This window comes from Pseudoselenomonas ruminantium (assembly GCF_900142515.1).
Lineage (GTDB): Bacteria > Bacillota > Negativicutes > Selenomonadales > Selenomonadaceae > Selenomonas_A > Selenomonas_A ruminantium_D.
Map to the genome: position 1 here is coordinate 1 of NZ_FRBC01000025.1, position 26,740 is coordinate 26,740.

The window sequence follows — 26,740 nt, forward strand, 5'->3', positions numbered from 1 at the left end:
CGCCATCACGACGCTAGAAGTTACGCCTTCAAGCATTCAGTGTTAAAATCCACCTCGTTCGACTTGCATGTGTTAAGCACGCCGCCAGCGTTCGTCCTGAGCCAGGATCAAACTCTCCATAAAATTTATGAAGAACTTAATCAAGCTCTCAATTATCTATTAAAGAAATTGCCGATTGCTATGTTGTTCATACCAATCGATGTTTATTAAGAAACTAAAAGTTTCTTCAAACATCTGGCTTAATCATGTTGCATGATTATTTTGCATTGTTTAGTTTTCAAAGAACAATCATTGTCGCACTCTTCAGAAGTGCCTGTCGCTTCAAGCGACTCATTTATCATATCGCATCGGGTCTGACTTGTCAAGAACTTTTTTAATTTTTCTTTTTTGTCTTGATTCGAAAGCAACCTGTTACAATCCCTTGCCAATCAAGGCTTGCTGAACTGTGTTTTTTTGCTCTCGCTCCCGGCGACTTGTATTATATTACACGACAAAGACGTCCCTGTCAACACCTTTTTTAAAAAAGTTGTAATTTCTGATGAGAACTTATTTGGATCACAGGAAGGATATTCACTCCCCCTGTCGAAGTATTGCAATAAATAATGGATTATCCTGCCGTAAGTAAATGGGATTTGCTAAATCAGTTGGGAGTGTGAGTCACGAATGATTAAGAACATCACCATCTATGTCATCCTCAAACTGGAATATGGCAAAGGTCAGGAAAATGTCTATTCCAGTATCCTCAATGTATCCTCCAGCAAAAGCACAGCGGAAACCTTCAAGGAGCATTATGAAGAATTATTCGCTGATGAAATCCAGAACGAACACGATGGCCGTTTTGTTTCTATCCATATGCACAAGGCTCTGATCCAATTAGACGATGAAATCATCGCGCCAGATATGTTTATCCGCTTTATTGGTGATAAAAAAATCAAAGATACATTCTAAGGTTCATATCCATACAACAAAAATTCCCCGCTGAAGATAAATCCTCAGCGGGGAATGCCATTTTCTAATAATGGTCGGGATGACAGGATTCGAACCTGCGGCCTCTTCGTCCCGAACGAAGCGCGCTACCAAACTGTGCCACATCCCGGCAACGAATAATAGTATAGCGCAGATTGAAACATAATGCAAGTACTTTTTTTCAATCTGCGCTATTTTTTTGCAAAAATTTTAAGAACCCGCTATGGACGGGCCATTTGACTGGTCAATACTGCGTCGTTTTTCCTTTCCCTGATAGAAATACAGGAAGATTATCGGAATCACCAACAGAGTAAACACGGTAGACGTCAAGAGCCCGCCGATAATCACCCAAGCCATCGATACACGCGTCTCTGCGCCATCCGTAAGCGCCAGTGCCATAGGCATCATCCCGACCATCATGGTAATGGTAGTCATGAATATGGGTTTCAAGCGCACACAGCCAGCTTCCACAATGGCTTCCAAAGCGGTATGCCCCCTGTCCATCAACGTCAGCGTATAATCAATCAGCAAAGTGCCATTCTTGGCCACGATACCGTCCATAACCAATATGCCGATCATGGAATAAAGATTCAGGGTATTATGTGTCAACAATAACAGCAGTACCGAGCCAATCAGCCCCAATGGCAGGGAGAACATGCGGATGAAAGGCGTCAGCACGGATTCGTAAAGCACTGACAATAACATATAGATCAGCACTAACGCCAGGAACAGCGCACTCAGCAATTCACTGAAGGTTTCATTCATGCGGCTGGCTTGGCCTTTGAAACGATACGTAATGCCTTCACCCAAATTCTCTGCCTGCAAAGCCTTACTGGCATCCCGCATGACATCTCCGACAGGGCGCCCCCGCAAATTGGCACCGATCTGGATAGAACGCTGCTTATCCACCCGCCGGATACTGACCGGCCCCCGGCCGTCTTTGATATCGGCCACATCTCCCAGATATGCCAATTTTCCATTGGCCCACACAGGAACGCGCGCTACATCCGAAGCCTTATATGCATCAGCATCTTTCAAACGGACTTTGATATTGGTATCCTGTCCACCATTCAGAGCATCATTTTTCAACTGCCCCGCTGATAATCCAGAGATAGCCGAAGAAAAAGCGGTATCGATATCGGCCAGGCTGGTGTTGAAGGCCTTGAGCTTATCCCGGTTGACAGTCAGCTGCAGTTCCGGCATGCCTTCTGTATAGGAACTGTTGACATCACTTACCCCTTTCACATCCCGTCGCAAAATCCGTTCTACTTTTCCCTCAGCTGCTATCAATTCCTGCATATTGTTGCCTCGGAGCTCGACCTGCAAGGCTCCACTGCCGCCACGGCCACCGCCGCCCCCGGAAATCCCTGCTACGTTGGACTGAGTTTCCGTCACCCGAATATCTGCGTTCTTGATCTCTCGGGCAAAATCCCGCACTTCTTTGGTAATCTCCCAGATTGTACGGCTGCGATCACGCCGCCCTACCAATTCCACCTTGATGCGGCCTTCATTGGCATTGCTTGCTCCTCCTGCCTGCGTCATATAATATTTCACTTCAGGAATTTCTGCCAATTTCTGTTCCAGCTGCAAAGCAACCTTATTGGTTTCCTCCGAAGCCGAACGCACCGGGCATTGAATGTTGATGGTGAAACTGGACTCATCCGTCTGCGGCATATATTCCATGCCCACAACGCCTAAGGGAACCAGCGCAATCGTCCCCACAAAAATAACCAGAATGGTCAAAAGAAGTTTTTTCTGATTTCCCAAACTCCAATAAAGTGTTTTACGGTATAATCCGATAGCCCGCTGTTCCATGTTGTCCATAAATGCCCACAAGGGACGATTCTCCACATGATAGCCTTTACGGTAGAACTTCGAGGCCAGCATAGGAGTCAGTGTAAATGACACAAACAGGGAAAAAGCCCCCGCAAAAACGATGGTCAGACCAAACTGCCGGAAAAACTGCCCTGTCATGCCTTCCATAAAGGCAATGGGCATGAATACGGCCGCATCGCAAAGTGTGATAGCAATGGCCGCCATCCCGATTTCCATGCGCCCCTTCTCTGCAGCCTCTTCCGGCGGAGCACCATTTTTCAGATAGCGGATGATGTTTTCCAGTACCACAATACTGTCATCCACCAGTATCCCCACACAGAGGGTCATCCCCATCAGGGACATCATATTGAACGTAAACCCCGCCAGATACATGACAAAGAATGTGGAAATCAGAGAGGTCGGAATGGCAATCATGACCGCTGCCGTGGAACGCCAGCCCCGCAAGAACAGGAACAACACCAATCCGGTGGTAATCAGCCCTTCAACTAATGTCCCCAAAGTATTATGCAGTGAAGTTTCCACATAATCGGCATCATTCGAGACTTCAATAAACTGATACTCCGGGTAATCCCGACGCAGCTTTTCTACAGCGGCTTTGATATTCTCCGCGGTTTCCACTACATTGGCGTCGCTGTTCTTGTAAATCAGCACATTGATGGCAGGTTCACCGTTGAGACGCCCGTAACGCAGCTGTTTCGCATCTTTTTCCCTGACTGTAGCTACCGCAATCAGGGGAATCATTTCCCCTGCGGCATTTGTCACCCGAACCTTTTCGATATCAGCTGCTGTCTTATACTCTGCTACCACCCGCACATCAGACTTTGTAGTCTCTGTGTAGATGGGGCCAGATGGCAGCAGCTGATTTTCGTTGCGAATGGCATTGGCTATTTTAGGCAGGGTCAATTTATAGGCGGCAAGTTTTTCCCGATCCACTTCCACGGCGACTTCCTTATCCCGCCCGCCATGCAGTTCGATTTCCGATACACCACCCGCCTGCTGCAACACATCCTGAAAGACATTTTCTGTCATAGAATATGTGCTCGCCAGGCTGTGCTGGCTCATGACCGCTAATTCCATGATGGGCTTGGCATTGATATCCCGCTTGATGACCACAGGCGCATCCGCTTCATCAGGCAGCCTGTTTTTTATAGCCTCCACTTTTTTAGTCGCTTCAATGGCCGCCATATCCGCATCCGCATCAAAGTTCAGTTCCATCATCACCCGGCCGCGCTCATAACCAGCAATAGATGTGATGGTCTTGACATTGGACACGGAGGACACCGCATCTTCCACCGGCTTGACGATTTCCTGCTCCACAGATTCTGCACTGGCCCCCGGATATTTGACGGTCACCGTCACATAGGGTGTATTAAGCGCCGGCAAGAGTTCTACACCGATACGATAATAGCTGTATAACCCCAATACCACAAAAAAAGCCACAATCATCGAAATCCCAACGGGACGCAGAATCGATAAACGGGTGATATTCATAATTCCGCCACCTTGACTTTCATGCCATTCTGCAATTTATCCTGATTGCTAAGAATAACCGTTTCACCCTCGTTTAATCCCTCTATGATCTCCTCACTATCATCATTCATAAGGCCGATCTTTACTAATCGCTGTTCTACCTTGTCTTCTTTTCCCAATACAAAAACATAGGTTTCGCCATTGCGGGTAACCACTGCTTCCTGAGGGACAAAGATCGTTTGGGGCCGCTGCAAAATATCCACCGCCGTATGGGCAAAAAGCCCGGCTTTTATCGCATCATCCATTTCATCCAAGACCAGACGCACCTGATAGCTCTTGCTATCCTCTCCCATAGCGGGGCTCACAAAAACGATCCGACCACTGAAATTCCTGCCCAGAGCATCGATTGCCACACTAACCACCATACCGGGCTGCAGCACAGCCGCATCATTTTCCGCAATGTTGCAATCGATATTGATATGACTGTTATCCACCAATGTGAATACTTTGCTGTTCGCAGCAGCCAGTGCCCCCACTTCTGCATTACGATAAGTGATAACGCCACTGCGCGGGGCTCTCAATACCATATCATCCCTCTGCTTTTTCAGGGCTTCTGTTGCATAATCCTGCTTGGCAGCGGTCAATTCCTTCGATTCAATCGCTGCTGCTGCCCCATCACTCACCTGATTGGCCAGGATTTCATAGGCAGCCTTGCTGGCTGTATATTCCTTCTCCGCACTATCTAATGTATCCTGAGAAATGGCACCAATGGAAAACAAGTATTGCTGCCGCTCATACTTTCCCTTAGCCAGATCATAGGCATTTTTCTTGCTGATGATGTTGGCATGATAAGAAGCCGAAGCTTCCCGTGCATCTGCCCAGGCAGCACCTGCCGCAGCGGTGTTCTGGGCAATGGAAATATCCAAGTCTCCCAGATCCTGTACCATAAGTACCTGGCCTTCCTCCACCTGATCACCTAAATCCACATTCACTGCTGTAATGCGGCCGCTATACTTAGGTGCCAGATTGATGCTGGCATTAGCTACAGTCTGCCCCGACAAGACAATATGGCGCAGCATATCACGCCGTTCTACTTCCATCACACGCACCTCCGGGATACTGCGGCGCACCTGTTGTCCAGTATCTTTTCCCAGTCCCATATAAAAGTATAAAGCCACTGCCAGCAGGCAGAAACACATTCCACCAGCCAACAATTTTTGCCTGTTTGTCAAGGTTGTAAATTTGTGGCGCATCTTTCTTCCTCATTTCCTTTTGTCTCTAAATTGTGTATCCTAAACTATATTCGTGCTCTTATTCCCAAAATCCTTTAGTACAATCAAAAAGAATTAGATTATTTCCGAAAAAAATGGAAAAAAAAAGTCCCTTACGCTATAATGTGAAGAGCAGATTAGATATTAGGAGTAGAATCATATGCATCAATATTTATTTTTCCTAGGGGATTTTCCTATCCGCTCTTACGGACTGGTGATCTCCCTATCCATTATCCTGGCCACTGGCGCAGGCTATTTCTTCGTCAAGCAAGAGCATACAGGCCAGGAAAAGCATATTGTCGATTTAGGAATTTACTGCGGGCTGGCTGGCCTTTTGGGTGCCAGGCTATGGGATGTTTTCTTTTTTGACTGGAATTATTACTCTCATCACCTTACCGAAATCTTAAATGTCTGGCAGGGCGGTATGGCCATTCAAGGCGGTGTATCACTCGGCGTGCTCACCGGTATCGCTTATTGCCGCTATCATAAACTGGATACCCTGCATCTGATGGATGTGCTGGCACCGGCAATCATCCTAGGTCAGGCCTTAGGACGCTGTGCCAACCTTTTAAACGGCGATGCCTTTGGAGCTCCCACTGGCAGCAGCTTCGGCATTGTCTATCCTGCCACAACACTGGCCGCCCACACCTATGGTGCCCAGCCCCTGTGGCCAGCAGAAATCTGGGAAGGTCAGCTGGATATGGTCATCTTCGCTCTACTGCTGATTTTCCGCGGAACCGTGAACCATGCCAAGGGTCAATGCTTCGCCCTCTATGTGATGCTATACTGTGCCGCCCGCTTCGCTTTGGAATTTCTACGCGGGGATTATGCAGAAAAGGTGCTGGGCTTTATGACCAGCGGCCAGACCACCAGCGCTTTTGGCTTTACGCTGGCCCTGCTCGCCTTTTTATACCTGCAGCACAAAAAGAATCCTGCCACCAAAAAAGGGACTGCATCTTGACAGTCCCTTTTTCTTATATCGCTACAGCCCACTCATCCTCCGGCACAGCTACAAAGCTGTCACCTTTCAATGGCAGATTCAACGGACGCAAATCCAACTCTCTGGGCCGCCATTTTCGGAGGGGCGCTTCGTCCTGTTCTACATAATGGGGTGCAGAAATGCAGGACAACTGGCAGTATCCCAGGTCACGAATCCACTCGTCAAGCCTGGTCTGCACGACTAACATCTGACTCTTTGACATAGCAGGGTTTTCCTTGCATATTCTGGTATTCCCCAATGGGTCGAGCAATATCTCCCCTTTAACCGCATCAGGAGACAAACCAAAGCCAAACAAATCCTCTTCTCCCATGCGCCCTAAACGCTCAATCCAAACCAGCATAGCAATCAACTCCTCTCATTTACGGAATATATGAAATAGTCCCCGTCTCAATGTATTATGATTAGACATTTTCCCTGAATATCCTTCATTTGCGTACAAAAAAACCTCCCCGCAGGGAGGTTTTTCCTATAGGCTTGAAAATCAAAGGCCAGCTTCCTGTTTCAGGACATCTGCCTTGTCCGTGTGTTCCCAAGGCAGGTCCACATCGGTACGGCCAAAATGGCCATAGGCAGCCGTCTGCTTGTAGATAGGACGACGCAAGTCGAGCATCTTGATGATGCCAGCAGGACGCAGGTCGAAGTGCTTGCTTACCAGTTCCTCGATCTTTTCCTCAGCGACCTTATGGGTGCCAAAGGTGTCAACCATGACAGAAACCGGATAAGCTACGCCAATTGCATAAGCCAGCTGGATTTCGCACTTATCGGCCAGACCGGCAGCCACGATATTCTTGGCCACATAACGGGCAGCATAAGCGGCACTGCGGTCAACCTTCGTGGGATCCTTGCCGGAGAAAGCACCGCCGCCATGGCGTGCCCAGCCGCCATAGGTATCCACGATGATCTTGCGGCCCGTAAGACCGGAGTCACCCTGCGGGCCGCCAATCACGAACTTGCCCGTGGGGTTGACGAAGATACGGGTTTCTTCCTTGAGCAGGTCAGCAGGTACAACCGGCTTGATGACATGCTCGATAAGGTCTTTGCGAATCTGTTCCAGCGTCACCTCTTCATCATGCTGGGTGGAGATAACAATGGTATCCACAGCCACAGCCTTACCATCTTCGTAGGCAATGGTAACCTGAGTCTTGCCATCCGGACGAAGGTACGGCAGGGTGCCATTCTTGCGGACTTCTGTCAGGCGGCGTGCCAGACGATGAGCCAAGGCAATGGGCAGGGGCATGAATTCCGGCGTCTCGTTCGTTGCATACCCGAACATCATGCCCTGGTCACCAGCACCGATAGCTTCAGCAGCATCCATCCCGCCTTCACGCGACTCAATGGCCTCATTGACCCCCTGCGCAATATCCGGCGACTGCTCGTCAAGGGATACGAGAATACCACAAGTAGCGGCATCAAAACCATATTTTGCACGCGTATAACCGATTTCCTTTACCGTATCACGGATAATCTTCGGAATATCGACATAACACTGCGTGGAAATCTCGCCAACGACATGAACCTGTCCCGTCGTTACCATCGTCTCGCAAGCAACACGGCCCATCGGATCCTCAGTCAGGATGGCGTCAAGTATGCTGTCGGAGATCTGGTCAGCCATTTTATCCGGGTGACCTTCCGTCACAGATTCCGACGTGAACAGCATGCGTTTCTTACTCATAAGCTTTCCTCCTTAAAGGTTACGTTATCTGCTGCGTTGAATCTCCCCATCGGCAAAAGGAAAAAGCCCTCATAAACATGAGAGCTTTTATCTTTACTCTCATCTTCTAGGACTTTGCCTAAAGGAATTGGCACCGTTTCACGTTCATGATGGTTGCCGCAGCTTCATCGGGCCTATCCCTCCACTGCTCTGGATGAGTTTCTATTCAGCTATGATTGATACTTCAATTTTACATAATTATTTTCCCAATGTCAAGGAAAAGATTATTTCACCACAGCGCCTGTGCTGGCGGATGTAGTCATGCGGGCATAACGAGCCAGATAGCCATGCTTGATTTTCGGTTCTGGCTTCTGCCAATTCTTGCGGCGCTCTGCCAATTCTTCATCACTGACATTAAGCTCCAGCTTGCGGTTGGGAATATCGATGGTGATTTCATCGCCGTCCTCAATCAAGGCAATGGGACCGCCCTCCATCGCTTCCGGAGAAACGTGGCCGACGCAGGCTCCCTGGCTGGCACCGCTGAAACGACCATCCGTAATCAGGCCGACTTTCAGACCACGTCCCGTGATGACTGCCGTCGGATTGAGCATTTCCTGCATGCCCGGGCCGCCCTTGGGACCTTCGTAGCGGATAACCACCACATCACCATCATGGATCTCACCGTTCATGATGGCATCGCAAGCTTCAGGTTCCGAATCATAGCACTTGGCCTTACCCGTATAGGTCAGCATATCCTCAGCCACAGCCGAAGCCTTGACCACAGCATAATCCGGTGCTAGATTACCCTTGAGCACGGCAATGCCGCCTTCCGGACGATAGGGCGTCTCAACAGAATGAATTACCGTGTTGTCCTCCACCGGCGTATTCTTGATGCGGTCGCCCATGGTGCCCGTTACCGTCAGGGCATCCAGATGGATGAGATCCTTCTTCGCCAATTCGTTCATGACAGCCGAAATGCCACCCGCTTCGTTGAGGTCCACCATATGATGCTTGCCGGCAGGGCTTAGTTTTGCGATATACGGCGTACGGCGGGAAATCTCGTCAAAGAGAGGTGCCGGAATCTCAATGCCTGCTTCATGGGCAATTGCCGTCAGATGCAGGACCGTATTAGAAGAACCGCCAATACCCATATCCACCGTAATGGCATTTTCAAAGGCCTTCTTGGTCAGGATATCGCGGGGACGGATATTGTTTTTGAGCAGTTCCATGACCACCGCACCGGCCCGCTTGGCCAGCAGACGGCGTGCCCCCGTGTAAGCGGCGGGAATCGTGCCATTGCCCGGCAGAGCCATGCCCAGCACTTCCGACAGGGAATTCATGGTATTGGCCGTGAAGAGGCCTGCACAGGAACCACAGCCCGGACAGCATTTTGCTTCCAGGTCTTCCATTTCCTCTGCGCTCATATCGCCAGCAGCGAATTTGCCTGCTGCCTCAAAAGCCTGACTGACGCTGACATCGCGGCCTTTGTAACGGCCGGGCAGCATCGGGCCGCCAGACACGACAACAGCCGGGATATTCAAGCGAGCCGCCGCCATCAGCATGCCGGGCACGACCTTGTCGCAGTTCGGGATCAGGATCAGTGCGTCGAAGCCGGAGGCCATGGTCACAGCTTCCACAGAATCAGCGATAAGTTCCCGGCTGGCCAGGGAATACTTCATGCCCGTATGCCCCATGGCAATGCCATCGCAGACGCCAATAGCCGGAAATTCAATGGGCGTACCACCGGCAGCAGCTACTCCCAGTTTCGCAGCCTCTGCGATTTCTCGCAGGTGGATATGGCCAGGAATGATCTCATTGAAGGAATTACAGATACCAATAAGCGGCTTGTTGAGATCCTCGGGACCATAGCCATTGGCATGGAACAGGGAACGGTGGGCGCAGCGGGTGGCACCTTTTTTTACATTATCGCTAATCATCTTTCCACTCTCCTAAGATATTGAATCTAAATATAGTTACAAGTTTACAACTTTACAAGCAAAAATGCAAGTAATGTGTTAAAATTCGATACCTTTTTGTGCCTTAATGCCTTTTTGATACGGATGCTTGATTTCCTTCATCTCCGTGACCAGATCCGCCCGCTCAATCAGAGCTTCACAAGCATCCCGGCCCGTCATGACCAGATGCAGTTCCTCCGGACGCAAGTCCAGAAGTTCCAGCATATCCGCTTCCGTGACCAGTTCATATTTTACCGCATAGTTGATTTCATCAAGAATGATCAAATCCCATTTGCCACTCTGGATTTCTTCCTTAGCGCGCTTTAAAGTTTCCTGCGCCGCCGCTTCATGTTCCTCCTTGGTCGTTGGCCCCTTGTTGGTAAAACCTAAGCCGCATTGGTCGATCTCTATGCGGTCATCGATGTTTTTCAGCGTTTCGATGGTCTTGAGCTCACCATAAGTACAGCCACCTTTGATAAACTGCAGGATCAGCACCCGGAAACCATCGCCCCATGCACGAACAGCCAGCCCTAACGCAGCTGTTGTCTTACCCTTGCCATTCCCCGTGTGCACAATTACTAAACCTTGCTTTTTCATTTTCACATCACCTCAAAAATATGCTATACTAATTATTATAATTATAGGTAATTAAAAAAAATCCTGTTAGTGTTGGTGTTATTTTATGAAGAAATTTTTGTTATTCACGCTTATTATTTTAAGCTTTACCATATTATCAGCCTTTGTAGCGGAAAAAACAGACGTGTTAGGCCTGCGCTCCATGACGCTTTCTTCCTCCTTCGATGAACAGGATGGCAAGCTTGTCCTCTCTTGGGACCCACTTCCTTACCCATGTATCTACAAAGTAGACACCTATAGTCCTACCACCGGACTTGTCGAGGGCGAACCCGCCCAGCATTTCTGGGGCAGTGAATATACTATGAACGCCTCTTATACGGTTCCTGGCGGAGCCATTCCCATGAATTACCGGGTAACAGCCTATGGTATGTTCGGCCAGTTGACGGAACCATCCGAACCAATCCTGAATCCCTTGCATAACAAGGAGCCCTTGAGCCCCAGCATAATCTATCATTACCGTGAGGATCAGCCGGCCAGCCTGATGCCTTTCCTGGTCTGGCATTCTGTCCCCAATGCCGTCTGCTATGAGGTGGAACTGTTAGCGGGCAAACCGGCTCAGGAAGGCGGCACAGCCCCGGACAAGAACAATCACCTGGAAAGTACGCAACAAATCTTCACCAATGGATGGCAGGCTGATTTAAAAAAATACGCGAATCGAAAGTTCATCTACTGGCGGGTACGGGCTTTGGACATCCACCATCAGCCCATTGGTGAATTCTCTCCAGCAGAGGAACTCTATATCGATCCAACCTTGCCCCAGCCTGACCACCCTCTGTTGAATGAATTCGATCAGATGCCAAACTTTACTATGCCCGTTTATCCTGTCTATCAGTGGATTCCCTTGCATAATGTGGAACGCTATGAAGTCGAAATGATGATTCATCCCCCTTCCAGGGAAAATGACAATCAGCCCACCGCTGATGCTGCCTGGCGTAATGTGACGAATTCGGCTACAGCCTGTTATGATGAATACCCCCGCCCCTATGCAGGCGATTATTACTGGCGGGTACGCGGCGTGGACAAGACCGGTAATCCCATCGGCGTCTGGTCCGATACCGCCCATTTTACAGTAAAGCAGCAACCAGAACGGGTGCCAGTAGCTGTTCTGGGCGACAGCATCACACATGGTGGCGGTGCCGTATCCAACTCTCCGGCTGCGCTCGAATACAGCTACACCACCTATTTTGATTTTCCCTGCCTGAATCTGGGTCGCAGCGGTGACACCTCCACCATGACCCTGCAGCGATTCGAACAGGATGTACTGCCTTTCAAACCACTAAACCTCATCATCCTTACGGGCACCAACAGCCTGCGTGCTTCAGACATCCAACCGGGAGTCATCATCAACGATTTGGAAGCAATCCGGCAAAAATGTGAAAGTAACGATATCCGGCCCATTTTCCTTACCCTGATGCCCATCAATCCTGCCAATATCCAATTTGCCTTCCATACCCCCACAGACAAGCAGTGGAATGTAAAACTGAACCAGGTCAATACCTGGATACGCAATCAGCCTTACCATATCGATCTGGAACCCTATTTCTATGATACCACCCATCAGGTCATGGATACCAGCTTCAGTATCGACGGCCTGCATCCGGACGTACGCGGCAAGATGCTGATGGGCGAAATCATCAATCAGCATAAAGATTTGTTCAAAAAATAAATTCTAAAAACAGGGCGTGTTGAGTATTTCAACACGCCCTGTTTTTTAGAATTTGAATTGTTTGAGTGCCTGCTGCTGTTCATGCGCCATGTTAGACAAAGTCTCACTGGCAGAAGCAATTTCCTCAGAGGAAGCAGACTGTTCTTCCGTTGCAGCTGATACCGACTCCATATGCTGGGAAATAACCTGTCCCTTGGCATTGATATCAGACACCGATTGGGATATGTTCTGTGCGTCTTCATCGACAACACTGATAGCCCGATCCATCTGCACCGTCTTTTCTGCACCATTTTCGACCAAATCGCGGATCTGGTCGAAGACCCGCTGCAAATCTTCCACAGATTGAGCACCAGCCACCACAGCTTCGCAGCCCTGATTCATAGACTTGACTGCCTCTTCCGTATCTTTTTGCATGGTCATGATCAGCTGGGAAATCTTTTCTGCAGCTTCTTCCGACTGTTCGGCCAGTTTCCGGACTTCTTCAGCCACAACCGAGAACCCTCTTCCCTGCTCTCCTGCCCGGGCAGCTTCTATGGCCGCATTCAAGGCCAAGAGATTCGTCTGGCTAGCAATATTGGAGATGGTATCCACAATCGCACCGATCTCTTCCGAACGAGCCCCCAGCTTGCCCACAATTTCTGAAGTATCACTGACTGTCTTTTCCACGCCACGGATTTCAGCTACGGATTTCTCCAATACATCATGCCCACGCTCTGCCTCTTCGGCAGCCTGTTTCGAATTCCGGGACACATCACCAGCATGAGAACGCATCTCCTGGATGGAGCCATTGATTTTCTCCAACAGTTCCTGGTTCTCATTGAGCGCCTGCTCCTGATTCATGACCAGCTGGGCGGATTCACCTACAGATTCTGCAGATTGGACCGCTGCCTGTGCCGACTGAAGCGAAGCTTCCTTCAGATTAGCAGATGCCTCATTGATATTCTGGACAGTCTTATAAATCCCTTTCATATAAGATGCCAGATTATCCTGCATTTCCATAAGCGTTCTGGCCAAATGACCGAATTCATCCTGACGTTCAAAACGCACGCCGCTGGACCGGAAATCACCATCGCGCAGCTTTTCACATCCAGATTCCATGAATTTCAAAGCGTTCGTGACACTGTTGGCAATAACCTGGCTGAAAACCGCCTGGATCAGCAATGCCGCAATCGTTACAATCAGGATGGTCATAGCAGCCGTGTTATTATCATCTGTGCTGATTGCATTCTTGGCAGCAGCCGCTTCATTGATCTTAGCCTGCTGTCCATGTAAAGCATCCCGTAATGCCACAGTCGCCGGAGAACCTTCTTTTTCATACACGACCATCGCTTCTTCAGAGTTACCTGCTGCCGACAACGTTATAACCTTATTCATAACGCCTTGATACTTCTGCCATTGGCTGTCAATCTCCGGTATATTAGCCAGTTCCGAATCTTTCATTGCGGTCTTATAATCGCTAATGGCCTTATCGAAATCCTGCTGGGCTTTCTGTTGCTGTTCCTTGACCCGCTGCAGATGTTCCGGATTATCCTTGAGCATCACAGCCTGCAAGGTCTTCACCATCATGACACGGCTCTGTTCCACCGCAGTCCCCAGATGCTGTACCCCTTGCATTTCCCGGTTATACATATTCTCCATGGCTTTATCCGCATTATCCAGAGACCGATAGCCCACCAGACTGATAACGATCATTGCCACCGCCGCCACTGCTACAATCAGCAATAACTTGATAGACACCCGGATATTATCAAACATATCCTATTCCCCCATTTCTTCACATAAAAATACAAAACACTAAGCCAGAATCCCCCTAGCCTCTATAATACGTTATTTCGTTAAATATCTCATTCTCCCTGCAACAACTCAATAAATTTTCGTGCTGCCTGGGATAGATGCTTATTTTTTCCATAAGCTGCCACCAGCTGCCGGTCCTCCACTTCTTCTTCCAGATAGAAGAAACGTGGCTGCTCTGACCAACGGCCATTATTCACAACCATGTCCGTAACCAGAGTAGCTCCCATTCCCGCTGCACAGAGTTCCGCTGCATCAATGATGCTATTAGCTTCGAAGACCACATCCGGACTGCATTGGGTTTCCATGCATAAATTGTTATACAGCTGCGACATCCGCCGGCTTTCCTGCAAGCGGATAAAGGGCTGGCCATGCATCCGCGCAAAAGACATGGTTGGATATGGTTCGCCATCGATATTGCCATATTTTTGCACAAAGGGATGATGAGCTGGCAACGCTAACAAGGTCCGTTCCCGCAACAAGGGAATCCGTTCATAAGCACCTTCCAATGGCTCGTAAAGCAAAGCAAAATCCACCTCGCCTGCCGCCACCGCCATTTTGAGCTCATTGACACTATGTTCCTTCACTATCAGGCGGATTCCCGGATATCGGCGATGAAATTCAATGATGGGCTTCGTCAGATAACAGGACGAGCGGGTACGGGAACTGCCAATGACCAGCGTTCCCGTCTTCAGCCCTGTAAGGTCAGCAGTTTCCTGCAACAATTCATGATAGATCCGTTGCAATTCCCTGGCCTTGCGCACATAGATTTCTCCTGCTGCCGTAAGCTGTAAAGGTGTCTGGCTGCGATCAAATAAAGTCAGCCCGATTTCTCCTTCAATTTTCTTTATCGATTGTGATAATGACGGCTGCGACACAAAAAGCCGCTTTGCCGCCGCCGAAAAAGTCCCTTCGCTGGCTGCCTGCAATACATATTTCCACTCATGCTCATCTATCAAGGCAATCCCTCCTCATTCCTCAACAATCCCTGTCTATATTTTACTCAATCTATCCCTTTCATGCAAATTTTTAATATAGGAAAAGACCAGCCCCAAACGGACTGGTCATCTCTCCTATTCGATATTGCACCAGCAAATTCGACTCAGCGGCGGCGTTCCTTGGCTGCATAAGCAGACTGGAGGCCTTCCAATGCCGGGCGGAAATTCTGGTTGATGGACAAAGCACAGGTGTAGGCATCTATCGCTTCATCATACTGCCCCACAGAATAATACGCTGTTCCCAAATTAGTATAAGTATACATTGAGCCATCACCGTTATCTATGGCCTTTTTAAAATCGCGAATTGCCCAATCATACTTTTCCTGATTCAGATAGATATGTCCCCTATTATTATAGGCTAATCCCTCATTTGGATTTATCTCTATAGCTTTATTGTAATCAGCCATTGCTAAATCATATTTCTCCAAAGCATCATAAGATGTCCCGCGGCTGACATACGCATCATAATTTGTCGGATCCAACTCTATTGTACGTGTATAATCAGAAATTGCCTCTTGCTCATGGTTGAAAATACTACGTAAACCACCACGATTAAGATAAGCTTCCTTATAATCCGGCTTTAATTCAATAGCCTTGCTGAAATCGCGTAATGCCTCTGCATAATATTTATCAGCATAAGCTTTTTGCTCACTATGATGATAATAATCTGCCAGATGTGCTTCTATATGACCACGATTATTGTAGGCCACAAAATTGTTAGGATCATATTGAATCGCCTTGTTATAATCAGCCATAGCCTGTTTATCTTCGCCCTTGTGCTGATAAGCATTGCCACGATTGTTATAAGCATCTGCATAATCCGGACGCAACTCTATAGCTCGACTCAAATCACTGATTGCCTTATCCAACTCCCCTTTGCGCAGGTACGCAGCACCACGATTCTGATAAGCCGTAGCATTATTTGCATCATTAGCTATTCTATTGGTATATTCCTGAATAACAGCATCTGCGTTCCAGTCCTGATTTGCCGCCATAGCCGTCATTGGCATCCCTGTAAGCACTGCGCCTACGATACCAGCCAAAAAGAGTTTACGCCATTTAAAATCATATTTCATTTCAAGATCCTCCTTTCGGCCTTAACGTAAAAATACCACACTCGTCTTATTCAGGAAGCCCGTTGAGCCATTTTCAATCAGGACGCGATTTGCATCAGCTACGGACAATACCGGATTAGCACCATTATCGCTAAGAGAAACAGCCTTCAATACCAGCGGATGGCCGCCAGCACGACCAGCACGGCTCATATCAGAAGCATAATCCACCATACCATCACGAACCACTAAATCATAATTGAGATTTTCATGTCCATAAATGGAAATCCCACGCTCATTCTTGATAACCGGTGACATAACAGACTTTAAGCCCAAGCCACGACAGTCAACAATCAAACCAGTGTAGCCACCAATCGGAGACATCGATGACGACATATTGTTATCTACAGTTGAAAATCTTGCTACATTAGATGCTGCACTATCTGCCGGCAAGGATGGAATCACTTCCGGAACCGGCTGCGGGAATTCCACCGGCTGTGCAGGCGGTTCGATTACCGCACCTGCCAGCGAATTGCTGATACCAAACAGCGGAGCCTCCAAAACGACTTCGTAGCCGCCACCGGGGATCTCTCTTTCGCTGACGACACGTGCACCACGGACGACAGCACTTACCTTCGTCTTCACCACATCGCTAGTGACTTCCAGCATCCCAACATTGGATTCACCAGTAACATCTACACCGCTGATCGTTTCGGCCAACATACGATAACCATCGACGATTGCAGCCCGGCGAGCCAGCATACGTCCCTGAACCGGAGTCCTGGCCGTAGCAGGTGGAACCCCCGTACCAGTCACACGAATGACCTTGTTTTCCCAGTCCACATTCTCCGCAGCAAAAACGGATACCGTCATTGCCAGCAACATCATGCAGACAGTCAAACACACTGTTAATTTCCTGCAAATTTTCTTCATTACATTCATCCTCCCCAAATCTAATCTTCCTATAATTTTTCTAAAAATTATCTTATTTTATTATACAATATGTTCTTTTTACTGACAAGCATTATTAATCTGTATCTGAAGTAATTTGGGTATGGATTTTGTATTGATTGGGACTAAACGCTTATTGCCTGCATAGCCTGTTTTACGATCTCTTCCGGCACATCATTTTTACAGCAAACTCCACCGATGCTCTCCATCAGCACCCAGTTCACTTTACCGCCAATGGTCTTTTTGTCATGAAAGATATCCGCATACATGGCATCCACTGTCACGCCAGCAGCCTGCAAGGGCAGATTGTAGGCTGCCACCAGTTCCTTCACCCGGCCATAGGCAGCCTCATCAATCAAGCCCAAAGCCTTGCTGATATACGCTGCCCCCACCATGCCAGTTGCTACTGCTTCACCATGATTATACCGGATATAAGCGGTTTCTTTTTCGATAGCGTGCCCAATGGTATGACCGAAGTTCAGGATTCGACGCAGGCCAGCCTCTTTTTCATCCTGACTGACCACAGCAGCCTTGATCTCACAGGAGCGGGCAATCATATGCGTCAGCTTTTCCGGTTCCAAAGACAGCACATCTGCCTGATGCTCCTCCAAAAACGCAAAGAATTCTGCATCATAGATAATACCGTATTTGATGATTTCCCCTAAGCCTGTGTAAATTTCCCGCTTGGGCAAGGTCTGCATACAATCAAGGTCCATGAAAACAGCCTGTGGCTGATAGAAGGCACCGATGAGATTCTTGCCCAGTTCATGATTCACCGCAACCTTGCCGCCCACGCTGGAATCCACCTGCGCCAACAGGCTGGTCGGAATCTGCACAAAGGGGACTCCCCGCATATAAGTTGCCGCCACGAAACCAGCCAGATCTCCAACTACACCGCCCCCCAAGGCGAAAACAGGCGACTTTCGGTCAAGTCCCCACTCAATAGCCTTGGTGAAAGCCTCATTGGCTACTTCCAGAGTCTTCGACTGTTCTCCGGCTTTTATCTGCACAACGGCAATATCCAGCCCAGCCTGGGTCAATATATCCTGCATCTTCCTGCTATACAAAGGCCCCACATTGGTATCCGTAACCAACAACCCTTTAGCTGAATAATCCTTTTGTTGGATAAAATCGATGATTTCCTGTTCAATATTATAACCGATCACAATATCATAACTATCCGATCCTAAATCCACCCGTACCTTACGCATGCAATACTCCCCTTGTCTTAAGCGCCTTCACGATGATTTCCACCACCTGCAGTGGCGACAGATCACTAGTATCCACGGCAAAATCCGCCTGAGCATAAAATTGCTCCCGTTCAGCCAATAACTTAGCCACAGCCTGCCGCCGGTCTCCCTTATCCTCTTTATCCAGCACAGGACGGGTTCCCCTGCAGCTCGTACGTTCCAGCACTGTATCAACGTCAGCCTTCAGGCACACCACCGTGCCACCAGTCTTAAGCGCTTCGATATTGGCAGGATTCTTCACCGTGCCGCCCCCCGTGGCAATCACTGCATTGCGGCGCTTTCCCAGACGCACTGCCCATTCATGTTCTAATCTGCGGAAGTGCTCTTCACCAAATCGAGCAAAAATCTGGGGTATGGTCAATCCCGTATCTTCCTCAATCTTCGCATCCATATCAATAAAAGCACAGCCTAATCTTTGCGCCAGCATCTTGCCCGTGCTGGTTTTACCCGTGCCCATGAAACCAATCAATACCACATTACGCATGGAGCCACCAAACCTTCCCCAAGCGTTCATTATATGCCTGCAATGATGCCTTGACATCCGTCAAAGCATCAGCACCGAATTTCTCACACAACGCCTGCGCGATGACAAACGCCGTCATCGCCTCTCCCACAACAGAAGCTGCTGAAACGGCACAGGTATCACTGCGCTCCTTGCAGGCCAAAACGGCTTCCCGGCTGGCAATATCAATGGATTTCAGTGGTGTCATCAAGGTGGGAATAGGTTTCATCGCGGCCCGCACGACCAATTCTTCCCCATTCGTCATACCACCTTCCAGTCCACCAGCCCGATTGGTTGTACGGTAGATCCTGCCATCATCATCCGTAAAAACTTCATCATGGATCTGGCTGCCAGGCAAGTGTGCGCAGGCAAAACCTGCGCCGATTTCCACCCCCTTGATTGCCTGTATGGACATCATAGCAGCAGACAGACGGGCATCCAGCCGCTTATCCCACTGGATATGGCTGCCCAAACCAATTGGCAGGCCCCGCACCAGCACTTCGAAGATCCCGCCCAACGTATCACCTGCTTTTTTGGCCTCGTCAATACGTTGCTTCATTTGACATTCTGCATCTGCATCATAACAATTGAGTTCTGAATCTGTGGGCGTACCGATTTTTGACCGGTCAATATTGGCTGGATCAACCTTTATACCGCCAATATTGGTCACATGAGAGACCACCTCTATCCCCAGCTCCCGCAGGAAAGACTTGCAGACAGCGCCTACAGCCACTCTCATGGTCGTTTCCCGGGCACTGGAGCGTTCCAATATATCCCGCACATCCTGCCGGTCATATTTCATCACACCAGTCAGATCCGCATGGCCGGGACGAGCCGCCGTTACTTTTTCTCCCTCCGGATTGCCAAAGGCAGCCATACGCCCATTCCAATTGGCAAAATCCTTGTTGATGACCTGCAAGGTGATGGGGCCGCCCAAGGTCTCATTAAAGCGTACGCCGGACAAGACTTCTATTTTATCCGTTTCAATCTTCATGCGTCCGCCACGGCCATACCCCTGCTGTCTCCTAGCCAATTCTTTATCTATCGCAGCTTTTTCCAATCGCAAGCCTGCAGGTATCCCTTCCAAAATAGCTGTAAGTCTGGGACCGTGGGATTCTCCTGCCGTCATAAAACGCAATTCACTCATAAACACACCTCAATTAGTATCAAATTTAAACCGTTATTACTAGTTTAGATTATCATAGTGTATAAATCAAGCCTCCAAATACGTATTTTTGTCTATTTTTCGGGTACAGCATAAATATTCAGCGCTAAATCCGTCGACAATTGGTCGTTTTCCACTTTAACGCCCAGCTCCCGCACAGATGCCAGCCGTTCCCCCGCTTGCAATTCCCGCATGAATTTCAACAACGCGAAGTAACTTCCCTGCACGCGGATATGAATCGTCAACGACTGCCACCCCTCATGTTGTACCAAAGCTCCCGGCTTTATCTGTTTCAGCTGCAACTGAGACTGTCTGGCCAACCGTTCCAATTCCAGCAAAAAAGAGGCCTGCCCCATTGTTTCCGGCAGTGCGCGGAATACTCTCTCCTTACGCTCATCCATTTCCTTGCGAAACGATTTCTGATCGAGATGGGCATTATGAAAATTAACCACATCATTGATCTCGCTTCTTGCCTGCTCAGCTTCCCTGCGATATCCATCAGCCGCCCGCTGTAAGGGAATATGAACGGTCACCACAAACAGCAGGTACAAAAAGCCACATCCGGCCGCTCCTGCCGCAGCCAGTTGCCACATCTTCATCCTGCCATTACAGGCTCTTAGTTTCGCGATTATCGTCTGCCCCATCGTTTTCCTGCCCCTCATTGGCTACCAAAGAAAAATCTATCCTTTCCCTCTTCTCATCTGTCCCCTTGCGCAAAGCCGAATCTTCCAATCTCACCCCATGCGGAAAAATATCCGGATCTTTTTCAATACATCCGATAAACTCAGCCAGAGCATCATACGTGACAGCCTGCCCATTAAGCCGCAGGCACCTGCCATCATCCGTAACCGTAAATCCCGTAAGGAACACGCCTTCGCAAGTATCCATTCCCAAATGCACCAACAGACTATACCAGGATGTCGATGTGTCCTGCAAGCTTCGCCATAATTGCTCCCGCTCTTCCACACAACGGCGCTGCGCTACCGCCTCTTCCATCTCCTGTTTTTCCGGTCTCAAGCGGTTGAGTTCCTCCCTCTGCATACACGCTGCATTTTGCGCCTGTTCATAATCATAAACATCAAAAGCCAGCCATAGCAGCAAAGGGAAAAACAACAACAATAAGCAACCGCTCACCAGACGTCCTGCAGCTAATGACCTTGCCGGATGATGACAAAAGCCCTGCTGCCGTTGAGGATCTGCTAAATACGCAGCCACCCCCTGTCCTGCACCACCCGTCTTTTCGCCAGCAGCAGTTCCTCCGGCAATCACATCTGCAATGGTCAGTTCCACTGAAGCAAAGTCATTCTTTATCTCCTGCAGATATTCCCGACGCACTCCCCAAATCACACAGCGCGTTCCCTCTGCCAGTTCCGCCAATGGCATACATATACAAGCAAAATCTGTTGCGCTGAGCCCTTTGTCCGCCAACCTGTCATCCAATTCCCAAAAAGCCGCCTCAGTCTGCTGTTCTGCATTCAAATGTGGCGGCAGATTAAACACATAGCCCAGCAAATCATCTTCCGGTATCACATATAGGAGTGGTACATCCTGCCAGCCTCTTTTTGCCAGTTCCAACGCTGCCAGATCTGCCAGCTGCGCCCTGGAAATCTCTGCCTCACTCCCTGTCAGGCTGCAAGCTTCATCCATCTGCTGCCAGCTGTTCTCCTGCCAAATAAAATGCAGCAAGCGCCAAGGACCATCTCCTTCTTGTTCAATCACCGTATATTCTCTATCCTGTGGATAAAAAAATGTCTTAATCCGTCCACCCCAGCCACTTATAATGTTCCTTGTCATTTACTTTTTCTATAACTCCCTTAGCAAAACGATGTGATTCCAAGATATCGTTTTCTTCTGTGCCGCGCTGAAACGCACAAGCTATCAGATACACCTTTTTCACTTTCCGCAAAGCGTATACCCGCGTTTCGATATCGGCATCACGGACAGCGACTTGCTCAGACAGATCAATCTTCTGCCCATCTGACAAAGAATCAAACCTGCTTTCATAATCCGTTATATCTCCCCATACCGTCTCTACGGCACTCTCCGCTGCAAGCCGCAAGCGCATTTCTTCCCTATATTGCCGAAGGTTTTCCCCTTCCTGCCAGCCAAAATTACATAATCCCCGCCCCATAAACAGCAGTGCCATAAGCAGGCATAACATGATGACAGACACCGTGCCCCTCTGCCTATTCACGCTTTTCACCTGTTTCACTGCAACCTGCCGGCAGGTAAACGCAGCTGGATAATCTGTATTCATGTTGAGTCACCATACTTTGCGCTGCTATCTCCAAATGATAGATCCCAGGATTTTCTATATCCTCATCAATGTCAAACGCTATGATTTTCACGCCAGCTAATGCATGATCTCCGGTCATAGGTGCATCATCCGTGCCAGCCACCAGCTTATCCAGACCATACATGGAATGCAGCCAATAACTGCTCTCAAAAGTAGGTTTATCCTCTTTGGATCTTTTCAATGGATCCTGTTTTTTCACGAAGGCATACCCCTGCCAATAGATCAGTTTCCGGATTCTCTCAGACTCCAATGCCTCTTCCATGATCCGCTGAAAGGCCATCTGCACTTCCTGCTCCATCTCCATATCTGCCAGCTGGACAAAATAGAAATGCACCGTCCAGGAAAATATGGTCACAGCTGTCATCATAAGCAAAGCCAGCAAGGGAATGGATACCGCTGCCTCAAGCAGGACGGTTCCCCGTTCCCGCTTGGACTTCATGTCTTGACAAAACTCGCTTAAACGCCACGTTCTTGTCACAGCCTTGCACCTCCCATCTGACAGTCACCTGCAATTCATAATGCCTGCCTTTCTGTGAGATATGGCTCTCGATTTGATAGGTACGATTGTTCTGCCTCAAATCCTGCTCATTCCCCAGATAAGGCAAATCCGGCGGCAATATTCCATCCCGGTCCAGCCTGCACTGAGCATACGAAATCTGTGCCCGAGCCAAAAACACAGCAGCCGTCTGCTCTGCTGCAGTATTCTTTACCGACACCGCTTTGGCATAGAGTCCCAAGGAACTGGCCATCAGCAACAGAAACACGCCCGTCAGCAGAGTCTCCAACATAAAATAGCCTTCCTGAGCCTGGCTACTTTTTTTCATGATTGTCACGCTCCATTCTGATACGCCCCCCTTTACTGACCATGATCCTGCATCCTTCCTGTTCATAACCGCCAAAAAAAATCAACAGCGTGATCATACCTTCCGTAAGCTGCGGACTGCCATCAGCCCTGAAACCAACCTGTATCTTATCATCACCTGCAATATAATCCTGCTGCTCATCTAATTTTGCCACCTGTATGCCAGGCAAATATAGATGACGCTCAATGATATAGGCCCCGCCTGCCGTGATCCTATTGCCCCCAGGAAAAAGGTCCAGCCGGGCATACCTGCGCCGAAGGTCCTTAGCACCATACCCCCATGCCGGTTCTGCAATCGTCCGACTAAGTGACTGGCAACGGCGAATATCCGTCAACAGGTATTCCGCCTCAAATTCCACCGCCACCTGCCGATAGAATTTGAACATAGCAGGCAATGCCTGTGCGGAAAACAGCAGGATCAATGCGAGGAAAAGCAATAATTCCAGCATGATAAAGCCTTTCTGCTTTTCTCTTACCACCATAACCACAACCTTACGACTTCCCCGCAGCGATCAGCCAGTGCAAACGCAACAATCGCGCCAAGGGCCAGGAACGGTCCAAAGGGTACTACAGACTCTTTGCTGAGTCTGTGCCGTAGAAGCAAATATACACTGCAAAGCCCGCCACTCATAAAAGCAACATAAAGCGCTACGCATACACCCATGCCCCCCAGCCACCAGCCGAGAAGCATGGCCAGCTTTATATCGCCCCATCCCATGCCTTTGGGAACCAACCAGCGCAAAAATCCCAATACCCCGCCTCCCAGCACCACTCCCAGACCAGCATCCATCCAGCTCAGCCTGCCTGTCAGCAACGGAATCCCTCCTAAGATCAATAGACCAGCCAGCAATCTGTCATAAATAAGCAGATAACGGAAATCCAGGATGGCCAGCAGCAGCAGCCAGGCAGCGAACAAAAGCCCTAACAGTATTTCCTGACGATTGAATCCGTATAATAATCCGCCAGAAATCAGCATTCCCGCTAACCAGGGCCATTGCATCCCCCGGCACAAGGACCAGGAAAAGACCTCGGGAACTTCATGAAGATCATGGCTGGCTTGATTGTCCATTTTTAGCACTCCCATAGCCAAACTCTCCTGCAGTATGCCCTTCACAAGTTGCCCGCATACTGCTCAGCGCAATCCCTTCTTCATTCACGGATTTCAATATATAGGAAGTGCTGTTCACGGTCAATTCCGTACCATCGGACAGCTTGCATTTACCATGAGGAGGTTTCAGCTTATCAGCATCATTGATATATTCTTTCAAATCCGATACAGTCTGTGGATTTCTTCCCATTTCCAATTGATAAACTGCAATCGCTGCGTCCAGTGTTGACAGATCGCTCTGCACTTTAGCCGTATTAGCCGTAATCATAGTCGATGCAAACCTCGGTACAGCCATAGAGGCCATCACACCTACAATCATCACGGCAATCAACATGCCTAAAAGCGAAAAACCTGATTGTCCATTGATACGCATACAAATACCTCCTTAACTAGTCATTTTGTGTATCTTTTTATTAAGCTTTTCTACGTGAGCCAAAATTATCCTGCATTTTTGAAAAATATTAAAGATTTTTCTGCCAAAATACGTGCTTCCCTGCATCATATCTGTGATCATCCGGAACCTTTCGCCAAAAAGGGCCTTACATTCCTCTCACGAGTTATGTAAGGCCCATCGGCTATGCTATTATTGTCCCTTCGTCTCTGCCACAAAGTTCTTTTTGATCAATTTCGCATGGCTGACCATTTCCTTGGCATTATCCAAAGATGCCGTGGTTACGTCCACGCCTGAGGCCATGCGGGCAATCTCGCTGATGCGTTCGCGTTCCGTCAGCGGGCGCACCTGTGTGACGGTTGATTCGCCAGCGCTGGTCTTAGCAATATAAAGATGATTGTCGGCCATGCAGGCAATCTGCGGCAAGTGCGTGATACAAAGCACCTGCTTATACTGCGCCACCAACGCAATGCGCTCAGCCACCATCTGAGCCGTACGGCCACCGATGCCTGTATCGATCTCGTCAAAGACCATACTGGGAACAGAAGAATCCCGCGAAGCCGCCACCGTCTTGATAGCCAGCGCAATACGGGAAAGTTCACCGCCGGAGGCTACCTTGGATAAAAGCTTTTCTTCCTCACCCGGGTTGGCTGAGAAATACATCGCCACATTATCAGCACCGTTAGCCAGGTACCTTTCCGCAGGTGTAACCCTTATATGGAAAGCCGCCTGCAGCATGCCCAGCGCTGTCAGCTGGCTGCCAATAGCAGCAGCCAGTTCTCCTGCCGCCCGCTGGCGCATCTTGGTCAGATTGTCCGCCTTGGCCCGCAGTTTTTCTTCCAAAGCCGCAATCTCTTTTTCCAGTCTGGCCATATCGTCATCATAATTTTCGATGTCGAGCAATTCCTGCTGTACTTTCTGCTGGTGATCCAGCACGTCAGCTATCGTAGCACCATATTTCCGGCAGAGCCGGTCAATCACGTCCATACGATTCTGCAGACGGTCGAGTTTGGCCGGCTGGAATTCCAGCGACTCGCCATAATCCCGTAAATCCGAAGCTGCTTCCTGCAAGGAAATATACGCTTCTTCCACCATCGAGTAAGTATTTTCCAAGGAATCATCATAGCGGCTCATATCCTCAAGATTTTTCTTGACCCTGGCTACTGCCGCCAGAACGGCCTGTCCTCCGCCCGCTCCCACATCCAGAAGATTATAGGATTCCTCCACGAAACCGGCAATCTTTTCAGCATGGGAAAGCTTACGGATTTCAGCATCCAACTCCTCATCCTCATTTTCCCTGAGTTCCGCTTCACTGATTTCCTTGTCCTGCCAGCGCAGCATATCGAGCCGCTGAGCATATTCCCGGGCGGCCTGCTCCTTTTCCCTGTGTTCCTGCTGCTTGTCCCGCCAAGCGGTATAGATTTGCTTATAACCTGCCAGTGCTTCGGTCAGGTCCGGATCATATTCATCCAGCAGGGCAAACTGGCTTTCTTCCTTCAACAAGGCCAGATTCTCATTCTGTCCATGAATATCGACCAGGAACGCGCCGATCTGTTTCAGTATGGTCAGGGTCACGTGACAGCCATTGACCAATACCATGCTGCGCCCCCCTCGGGTCACCTGGCGGGTGATGATCAGCATGCCCTCCGAATCATCAATAGCCTGCCCGGAAAGCAATTCATGGAGACCCAAGGATTCATCATCCAGCGTAAAAACCGCTTCCACCCGCAGCCAATCACAGCCAGTACGGATTGCATCCGAAGACACCCGCTGTCCCAGGATTGCTCCCAGCGCATCAATCAGGATAGATTTGCCAGCACCGGTTTCTCCCGTGAGGATGTTAAGCCCTTCACCGAATTCCACCTGCACATGTTCCAATAGTGCAAAATTCCAAACCGTTAATGTTTTCAGCATTGCTCAGCT

The 26,740-nt window shown here is 49.0% G+C and carries 25 protein-coding genes, 1 tRNA gene, 1 rRNA gene and 1 riboswitch; of the genes, 3 read left to right on the forward strand and 24 right to left on the reverse strand.

The window, feature by feature from the left end; all coding sequences use genetic code 11:
* Window positions 1-123, reverse strand: a 16S ribosomal RNA gene (locus tag BUB68_RS15465); the annotation flags it as partial.
* A gap of 540 nt (window positions 124-663) precedes the next feature.
* Here BUB68_RS15465 and BUB68_RS11695 point away from each other — a divergent pair.
* Window positions 664-948 carry a hypothetical protein gene (locus BUB68_RS11695; RefSeq protein WP_073091575.1) on the forward strand — a complete coding sequence of 95 codons (285 nt, stop codon included), beginning with the start codon at window positions 664-666 and terminating at the stop codon, window positions 946-948.
* A gap of 71 nt (window positions 949-1,019) precedes the next feature.
* Here BUB68_RS11695 and BUB68_RS11700 read toward each other — a convergent pair.
* From BUB68_RS11700 to BUB68_RS11710, 3 genes are all read right to left on the reverse strand, one after another.
* Window positions 1,020-1,096 (reverse strand) — tRNA-Pro (locus BUB68_RS11700).
* Between the two features lie 80 nt (window positions 1,097-1,176).
* Entirely contained in the window at window positions 1,177-4,293 is a 3,117-nt protein-coding gene (locus BUB68_RS11705) for an efflux RND transporter permease subunit (RefSeq protein ID WP_073091578.1), read from the reverse strand.
* Entirely contained in the window at window positions 4,290-5,525 is a 1,236-nt protein-coding gene (locus tag BUB68_RS11710) for an efflux RND transporter periplasmic adaptor subunit (RefSeq protein ID WP_073091581.1), read from the reverse strand. Before BUB68_RS11710 ends, BUB68_RS11705 begins: the two co-directional genes overlap by 4 nt.
* Before the next feature lie 178 nt (window positions 5,526-5,703).
* On the opposite strand from BUB68_RS11710, the gene lgt reads away from it, so the two are divergent.
* A complete protein-coding gene (lgt, locus tag BUB68_RS11715) occupies window positions 5,704-6,504 on the forward strand; it encodes a prolipoprotein diacylglyceryl transferase (protein ID WP_073091584.1) in 801 nt (266 codons plus the stop codon).
* Between the two features lie 13 nt (window positions 6,505-6,517).
* Here lgt and BUB68_RS11720 read toward each other — a convergent pair whose 3' ends face one another.
* The 4 genes from BUB68_RS11720 to cobO form a co-directional block, all read right to left on the reverse strand.
* Window positions 6,518-6,883 carry a hypothetical protein gene (locus BUB68_RS11720; protein WP_073091587.1) on the reverse strand — a complete coding sequence of 122 codons (366 nt, stop codon included), beginning with the start codon at window positions 6,881-6,883 and terminating at the stop codon, window positions 6,518-6,520.
* A 141-nt stretch (window positions 6,884-7,024) separates the two neighbouring features.
* Window positions 7,025-8,215 (reverse strand): methionine adenosyltransferase, encoded by a 1,191-nt coding sequence (gene metK, locus BUB68_RS11725; protein WP_073091590.1) that lies wholly within the window; start codon window positions 8,213-8,215, stop codon window positions 7,025-7,027.
* Between the two features lie 96 nt (window positions 8,216-8,311).
* Window positions 8,312-8,415: riboswitch (SAM riboswitch) on the reverse strand.
* A gap of 63 nt (window positions 8,416-8,478) precedes the next feature.
* Complete coding sequence (ilvD, locus tag BUB68_RS11730; protein WP_073091593.1) at window positions 8,479-10,131, reverse strand: dihydroxy-acid dehydratase; 1,653 nt, start codon at window positions 10,129-10,131, stop codon at window positions 8,479-8,481.
* A gap of 78 nt (window positions 10,132-10,209) precedes the next feature.
* Window positions 10,210-10,746: a cob(I)yrinic acid a,c-diamide adenosyltransferase gene (gene cobO, locus BUB68_RS11735; protein WP_073091596.1), complete on the reverse strand. Its 537-nt coding sequence runs from the start codon at window positions 10,744-10,746 to the stop codon at window positions 10,210-10,212.
* Window positions 10,747-10,831: 85 nt separating this feature from the next.
* Between cobO and BUB68_RS11740 the strand changes: the two genes are divergently transcribed.
* Window positions 10,832-12,451: an SGNH/GDSL hydrolase family protein gene (locus tag BUB68_RS11740; protein WP_073091599.1), complete on the forward strand. Its 1,620-nt coding sequence runs from the start codon at window positions 10,832-10,834 to the stop codon at window positions 12,449-12,451.
* Window positions 12,452-12,496: 45 nt separating this feature from the next.
* On the opposite strand, the gene BUB68_RS11745 is transcribed toward BUB68_RS11740, so the two are convergent.
* The 16 genes from BUB68_RS11745 to recN all read right to left on the reverse strand — a co-directional run bounded on the left by BUB68_RS11745 (window position 12,497) and on the right by recN (window position 26,731).
* Window positions 12,497-14,206, reverse strand: a complete 1,710-nt coding sequence (locus BUB68_RS11745; protein ID WP_073091602.1) for a methyl-accepting chemotaxis protein — start codon at window positions 14,204-14,206, stop codon at window positions 12,497-12,499.
* Between the two features lie 89 nt (window positions 14,207-14,295).
* A complete protein-coding gene (locus tag BUB68_RS11750) occupies window positions 14,296-15,201 on the reverse strand; it encodes a LysR family transcriptional regulator (RefSeq protein WP_073091605.1) in 906 nt (301 codons plus the stop codon).
* A 143-nt stretch (window positions 15,202-15,344) separates the two neighbouring features.
* The gene (locus BUB68_RS11755; RefSeq protein WP_073091608.1) at window positions 15,345-16,316 is read right to left on the reverse strand and encodes a tetratricopeptide repeat protein; all 972 of its coding nucleotides are present in this window, start codon (window positions 16,314-16,316) and stop codon (window positions 15,345-15,347) included.
* Between the two features lie 21 nt (window positions 16,317-16,337).
* Entirely contained in the window at window positions 16,338-17,225 is an 888-nt protein-coding gene (locus tag BUB68_RS11760) for an LPP20 family lipoprotein (RefSeq protein WP_256625919.1), read from the reverse strand.
* A gap of 143 nt (window positions 17,226-17,368) precedes the next feature.
* Complete coding sequence (gene aroB / locus BUB68_RS11765) at window positions 17,369-18,454, reverse strand: 3-dehydroquinate synthase (RefSeq protein ID WP_073091614.1); 1,086 nt, start codon at window positions 18,452-18,454, stop codon at window positions 17,369-17,371.
* Entirely contained in the window at window positions 18,447-18,977 is a 531-nt protein-coding gene (locus tag BUB68_RS11770) for a shikimate kinase (RefSeq protein WP_073091617.1), read from the reverse strand. Before BUB68_RS11770 ends, aroB begins: the two co-directional genes overlap by 8 nt.
* Window positions 18,970-20,142, reverse strand: coding sequence for a chorismate synthase (gene aroC / locus BUB68_RS11775; protein WP_073091620.1), 1,173 nt, complete (start codon window positions 20,140-20,142; stop codon window positions 18,970-18,972). The genes BUB68_RS11770 and aroC overlap by 8 nt, the downstream gene beginning before the upstream one ends.
* A gap of 92 nt (window positions 20,143-20,234) precedes the next feature.
* Window positions 20,235-20,804: a type 4a pilus biogenesis protein PilO gene (gene pilO, locus BUB68_RS11780; protein ID WP_178139525.1), complete on the reverse strand. Its 570-nt coding sequence runs from the start codon at window positions 20,802-20,804 to the stop codon at window positions 20,235-20,237.
* A complete protein-coding gene (locus BUB68_RS11785; protein WP_143188162.1) occupies window positions 20,767-21,879 on the reverse strand; it encodes a PilN domain-containing protein in 1,113 nt (370 codons plus the stop codon). Before BUB68_RS11785 ends, pilO begins: the two co-directional genes overlap by 38 nt.
* A gap of 34 nt (window positions 21,880-21,913) precedes the next feature.
* On the reverse strand, window positions 21,914-22,354 hold the full coding sequence (locus BUB68_RS11790; protein WP_073091628.1) for a hypothetical protein: 441 nt from the start codon (window positions 22,352-22,354) through the stop codon (window positions 21,914-21,916).
* Window positions 22,347-22,895, reverse strand: coding sequence for a hypothetical protein (locus BUB68_RS11795; RefSeq protein WP_073091631.1), 549 nt, complete (start codon window positions 22,893-22,895; stop codon window positions 22,347-22,349). Before BUB68_RS11795 ends, BUB68_RS11790 begins: the two co-directional genes overlap by 8 nt.
* Window positions 22,858-23,280, reverse strand: a complete 423-nt coding sequence (locus tag BUB68_RS11800) for a hypothetical protein (RefSeq protein ID WP_073091634.1) — start codon at window positions 23,278-23,280, stop codon at window positions 22,858-22,860. The genes BUB68_RS11795 and BUB68_RS11800 overlap by 38 nt, the downstream gene beginning before the upstream one ends.
* On the reverse strand, window positions 23,267-23,800 hold the full coding sequence (locus tag BUB68_RS11805; protein ID WP_073091637.1) for a hypothetical protein: 534 nt from the start codon (window positions 23,798-23,800) through the stop codon (window positions 23,267-23,269). Before BUB68_RS11805 ends, BUB68_RS11800 begins: the two co-directional genes overlap by 14 nt.
* On the reverse strand, window positions 23,791-24,402 hold the full coding sequence (locus BUB68_RS11810) for a prepilin peptidase (protein WP_073091640.1): 612 nt from the start codon (window positions 24,400-24,402) through the stop codon (window positions 23,791-23,793). Before BUB68_RS11810 ends, BUB68_RS11805 begins: the two co-directional genes overlap by 10 nt.
* Window positions 24,365-24,799: a competence type IV pilus major pilin ComGC gene (locus tag BUB68_RS11815; RefSeq protein ID WP_073091643.1), complete on the reverse strand. Its 435-nt coding sequence runs from the start codon at window positions 24,797-24,799 to the stop codon at window positions 24,365-24,367. The genes BUB68_RS11810 and BUB68_RS11815 overlap by 38 nt, the downstream gene beginning before the upstream one ends.
* A 210-nt stretch (window positions 24,800-25,009) precedes the next feature.
* Window positions 25,010-26,731 carry a DNA repair protein RecN gene (gene recN, locus BUB68_RS11820; protein ID WP_073091646.1) on the reverse strand — a complete coding sequence of 574 codons (1,722 nt, stop codon included), beginning with the start codon at window positions 26,729-26,731 and terminating at the stop codon, window positions 25,010-25,012.
* Between the last annotated feature and the right edge of the window lie 9 nt (window positions 26,732-26,740).

Coding starts and splice junctions, on each gene's coding strand:
- BUB68_RS11705 (WP_073091578.1), bottom strand. CDS start 4,293: ATGAATATCACCCGTTTATCGATTCTGCGTCCCGTTGGGATTTCGATG.
- BUB68_RS11810 (WP_073091640.1), bottom strand. CDS start 24,402: ATGGGAGTGCTAAAAATGGACAATCAAGCCAGCCATGATCTTCATGAA.
- metK (WP_073091590.1), bottom strand. CDS start 8,215: ATGAGTAAGAAACGCATGCTGTTCACGTCGGAATCTGTGACGGAAGGT.
- ilvD (WP_073091593.1), bottom strand. CDS start 10,131: ATGATTAGCGATAATGTAAAAAAAGGTGCCACCCGCTGCGCCCACCGT.
- BUB68_RS11815 (WP_073091643.1), bottom strand. CDS start 24,799: ATGCGTATCAATGGACAATCAGGTTTTTCGCTTTTAGGCATGTTGATT.
- BUB68_RS11770 (WP_073091617.1), bottom strand. CDS start 18,977: ATGCGTAATGTGGTATTGATTGGTTTCATGGGCACGGGTAAAACCAGC.
- BUB68_RS11695 (WP_073091575.1), top strand. CDS start 664: ATGATTAAGAACATCACCATCTATGTCATCCTCAAACTGGAATATGGC.
- BUB68_RS11710 (WP_073091581.1), bottom strand. CDS start 5,525: ATGCGCCACAAATTTACAACCTTGACAAACAGGCAAAAATTGTTGGCT.
- lgt (WP_073091584.1), top strand. CDS start 5,704: ATGCATCAATATTTATTTTTCCTAGGGGATTTTCCTATCCGCTCTTAC.
- BUB68_RS11745 (WP_073091602.1), bottom strand. CDS start 14,206: ATGTTTGATAATATCCGGGTGTCTATCAAGTTATTGCTGATTGTAGCA.
- BUB68_RS11720 (WP_073091587.1), bottom strand. CDS start 6,883: ATGCTGGTTTGGATTGAGCGTTTAGGGCGCATGGGAGAAGAGGATTTG.
- recN (WP_073091646.1), bottom strand. CDS start 26,731: ATGCTGAAAACATTAACGGTTTGGAATTTTGCACTATTGGAACATGTG.
- cobO (WP_073091596.1), bottom strand. CDS start 10,746: ATGAAAAAGCAAGGTTTAGTAATTGTGCACACGGGGAATGGCAAGGGT.
- BUB68_RS11760 (WP_256625919.1), bottom strand. CDS start 17,225: ATGAAGAAAATTTGCAGGAAATTAACAGTGTGTTTGACTGTCTGCATG.
- aroB (WP_073091614.1), bottom strand. CDS start 18,454: ATGCGTAAGGTACGGGTGGATTTAGGATCGGATAGTTATGATATTGTG.
- BUB68_RS11755 (WP_073091608.1), bottom strand. CDS start 16,316: ATGAAATATGATTTTAAATGGCGTAAACTCTTTTTGGCTGGTATCGTA.
- BUB68_RS11805 (WP_073091637.1), bottom strand. CDS start 23,800: ATGGTGGTAAGAGAAAAGCAGAAAGGCTTTATCATGCTGGAATTATTG.
- BUB68_RS11740 (WP_073091599.1), top strand. CDS start 10,832: ATGAAGAAATTTTTGTTATTCACGCTTATTATTTTAAGCTTTACCATA.
- BUB68_RS11800 (WP_073091634.1), bottom strand. CDS start 23,280: ATGAAAAAAAGTAGCCAGGCTCAGGAAGGCTATTTTATGTTGGAGACT.
- pilO (WP_178139525.1), bottom strand. CDS start 20,804: ATGGGGCAGACGATAATCGCGAAACTAAGAGCCTGTAATGGCAGGATG.
- BUB68_RS11795 (WP_073091631.1), bottom strand. CDS start 22,895: ATGAAGTCCAAGCGGGAACGGGGAACCGTCCTGCTTGAGGCAGCGGTA.
- aroC (WP_073091620.1), bottom strand. CDS start 20,142: ATGAGTGAATTGCGTTTTATGACGGCAGGAGAATCCCACGGTCCCAGA.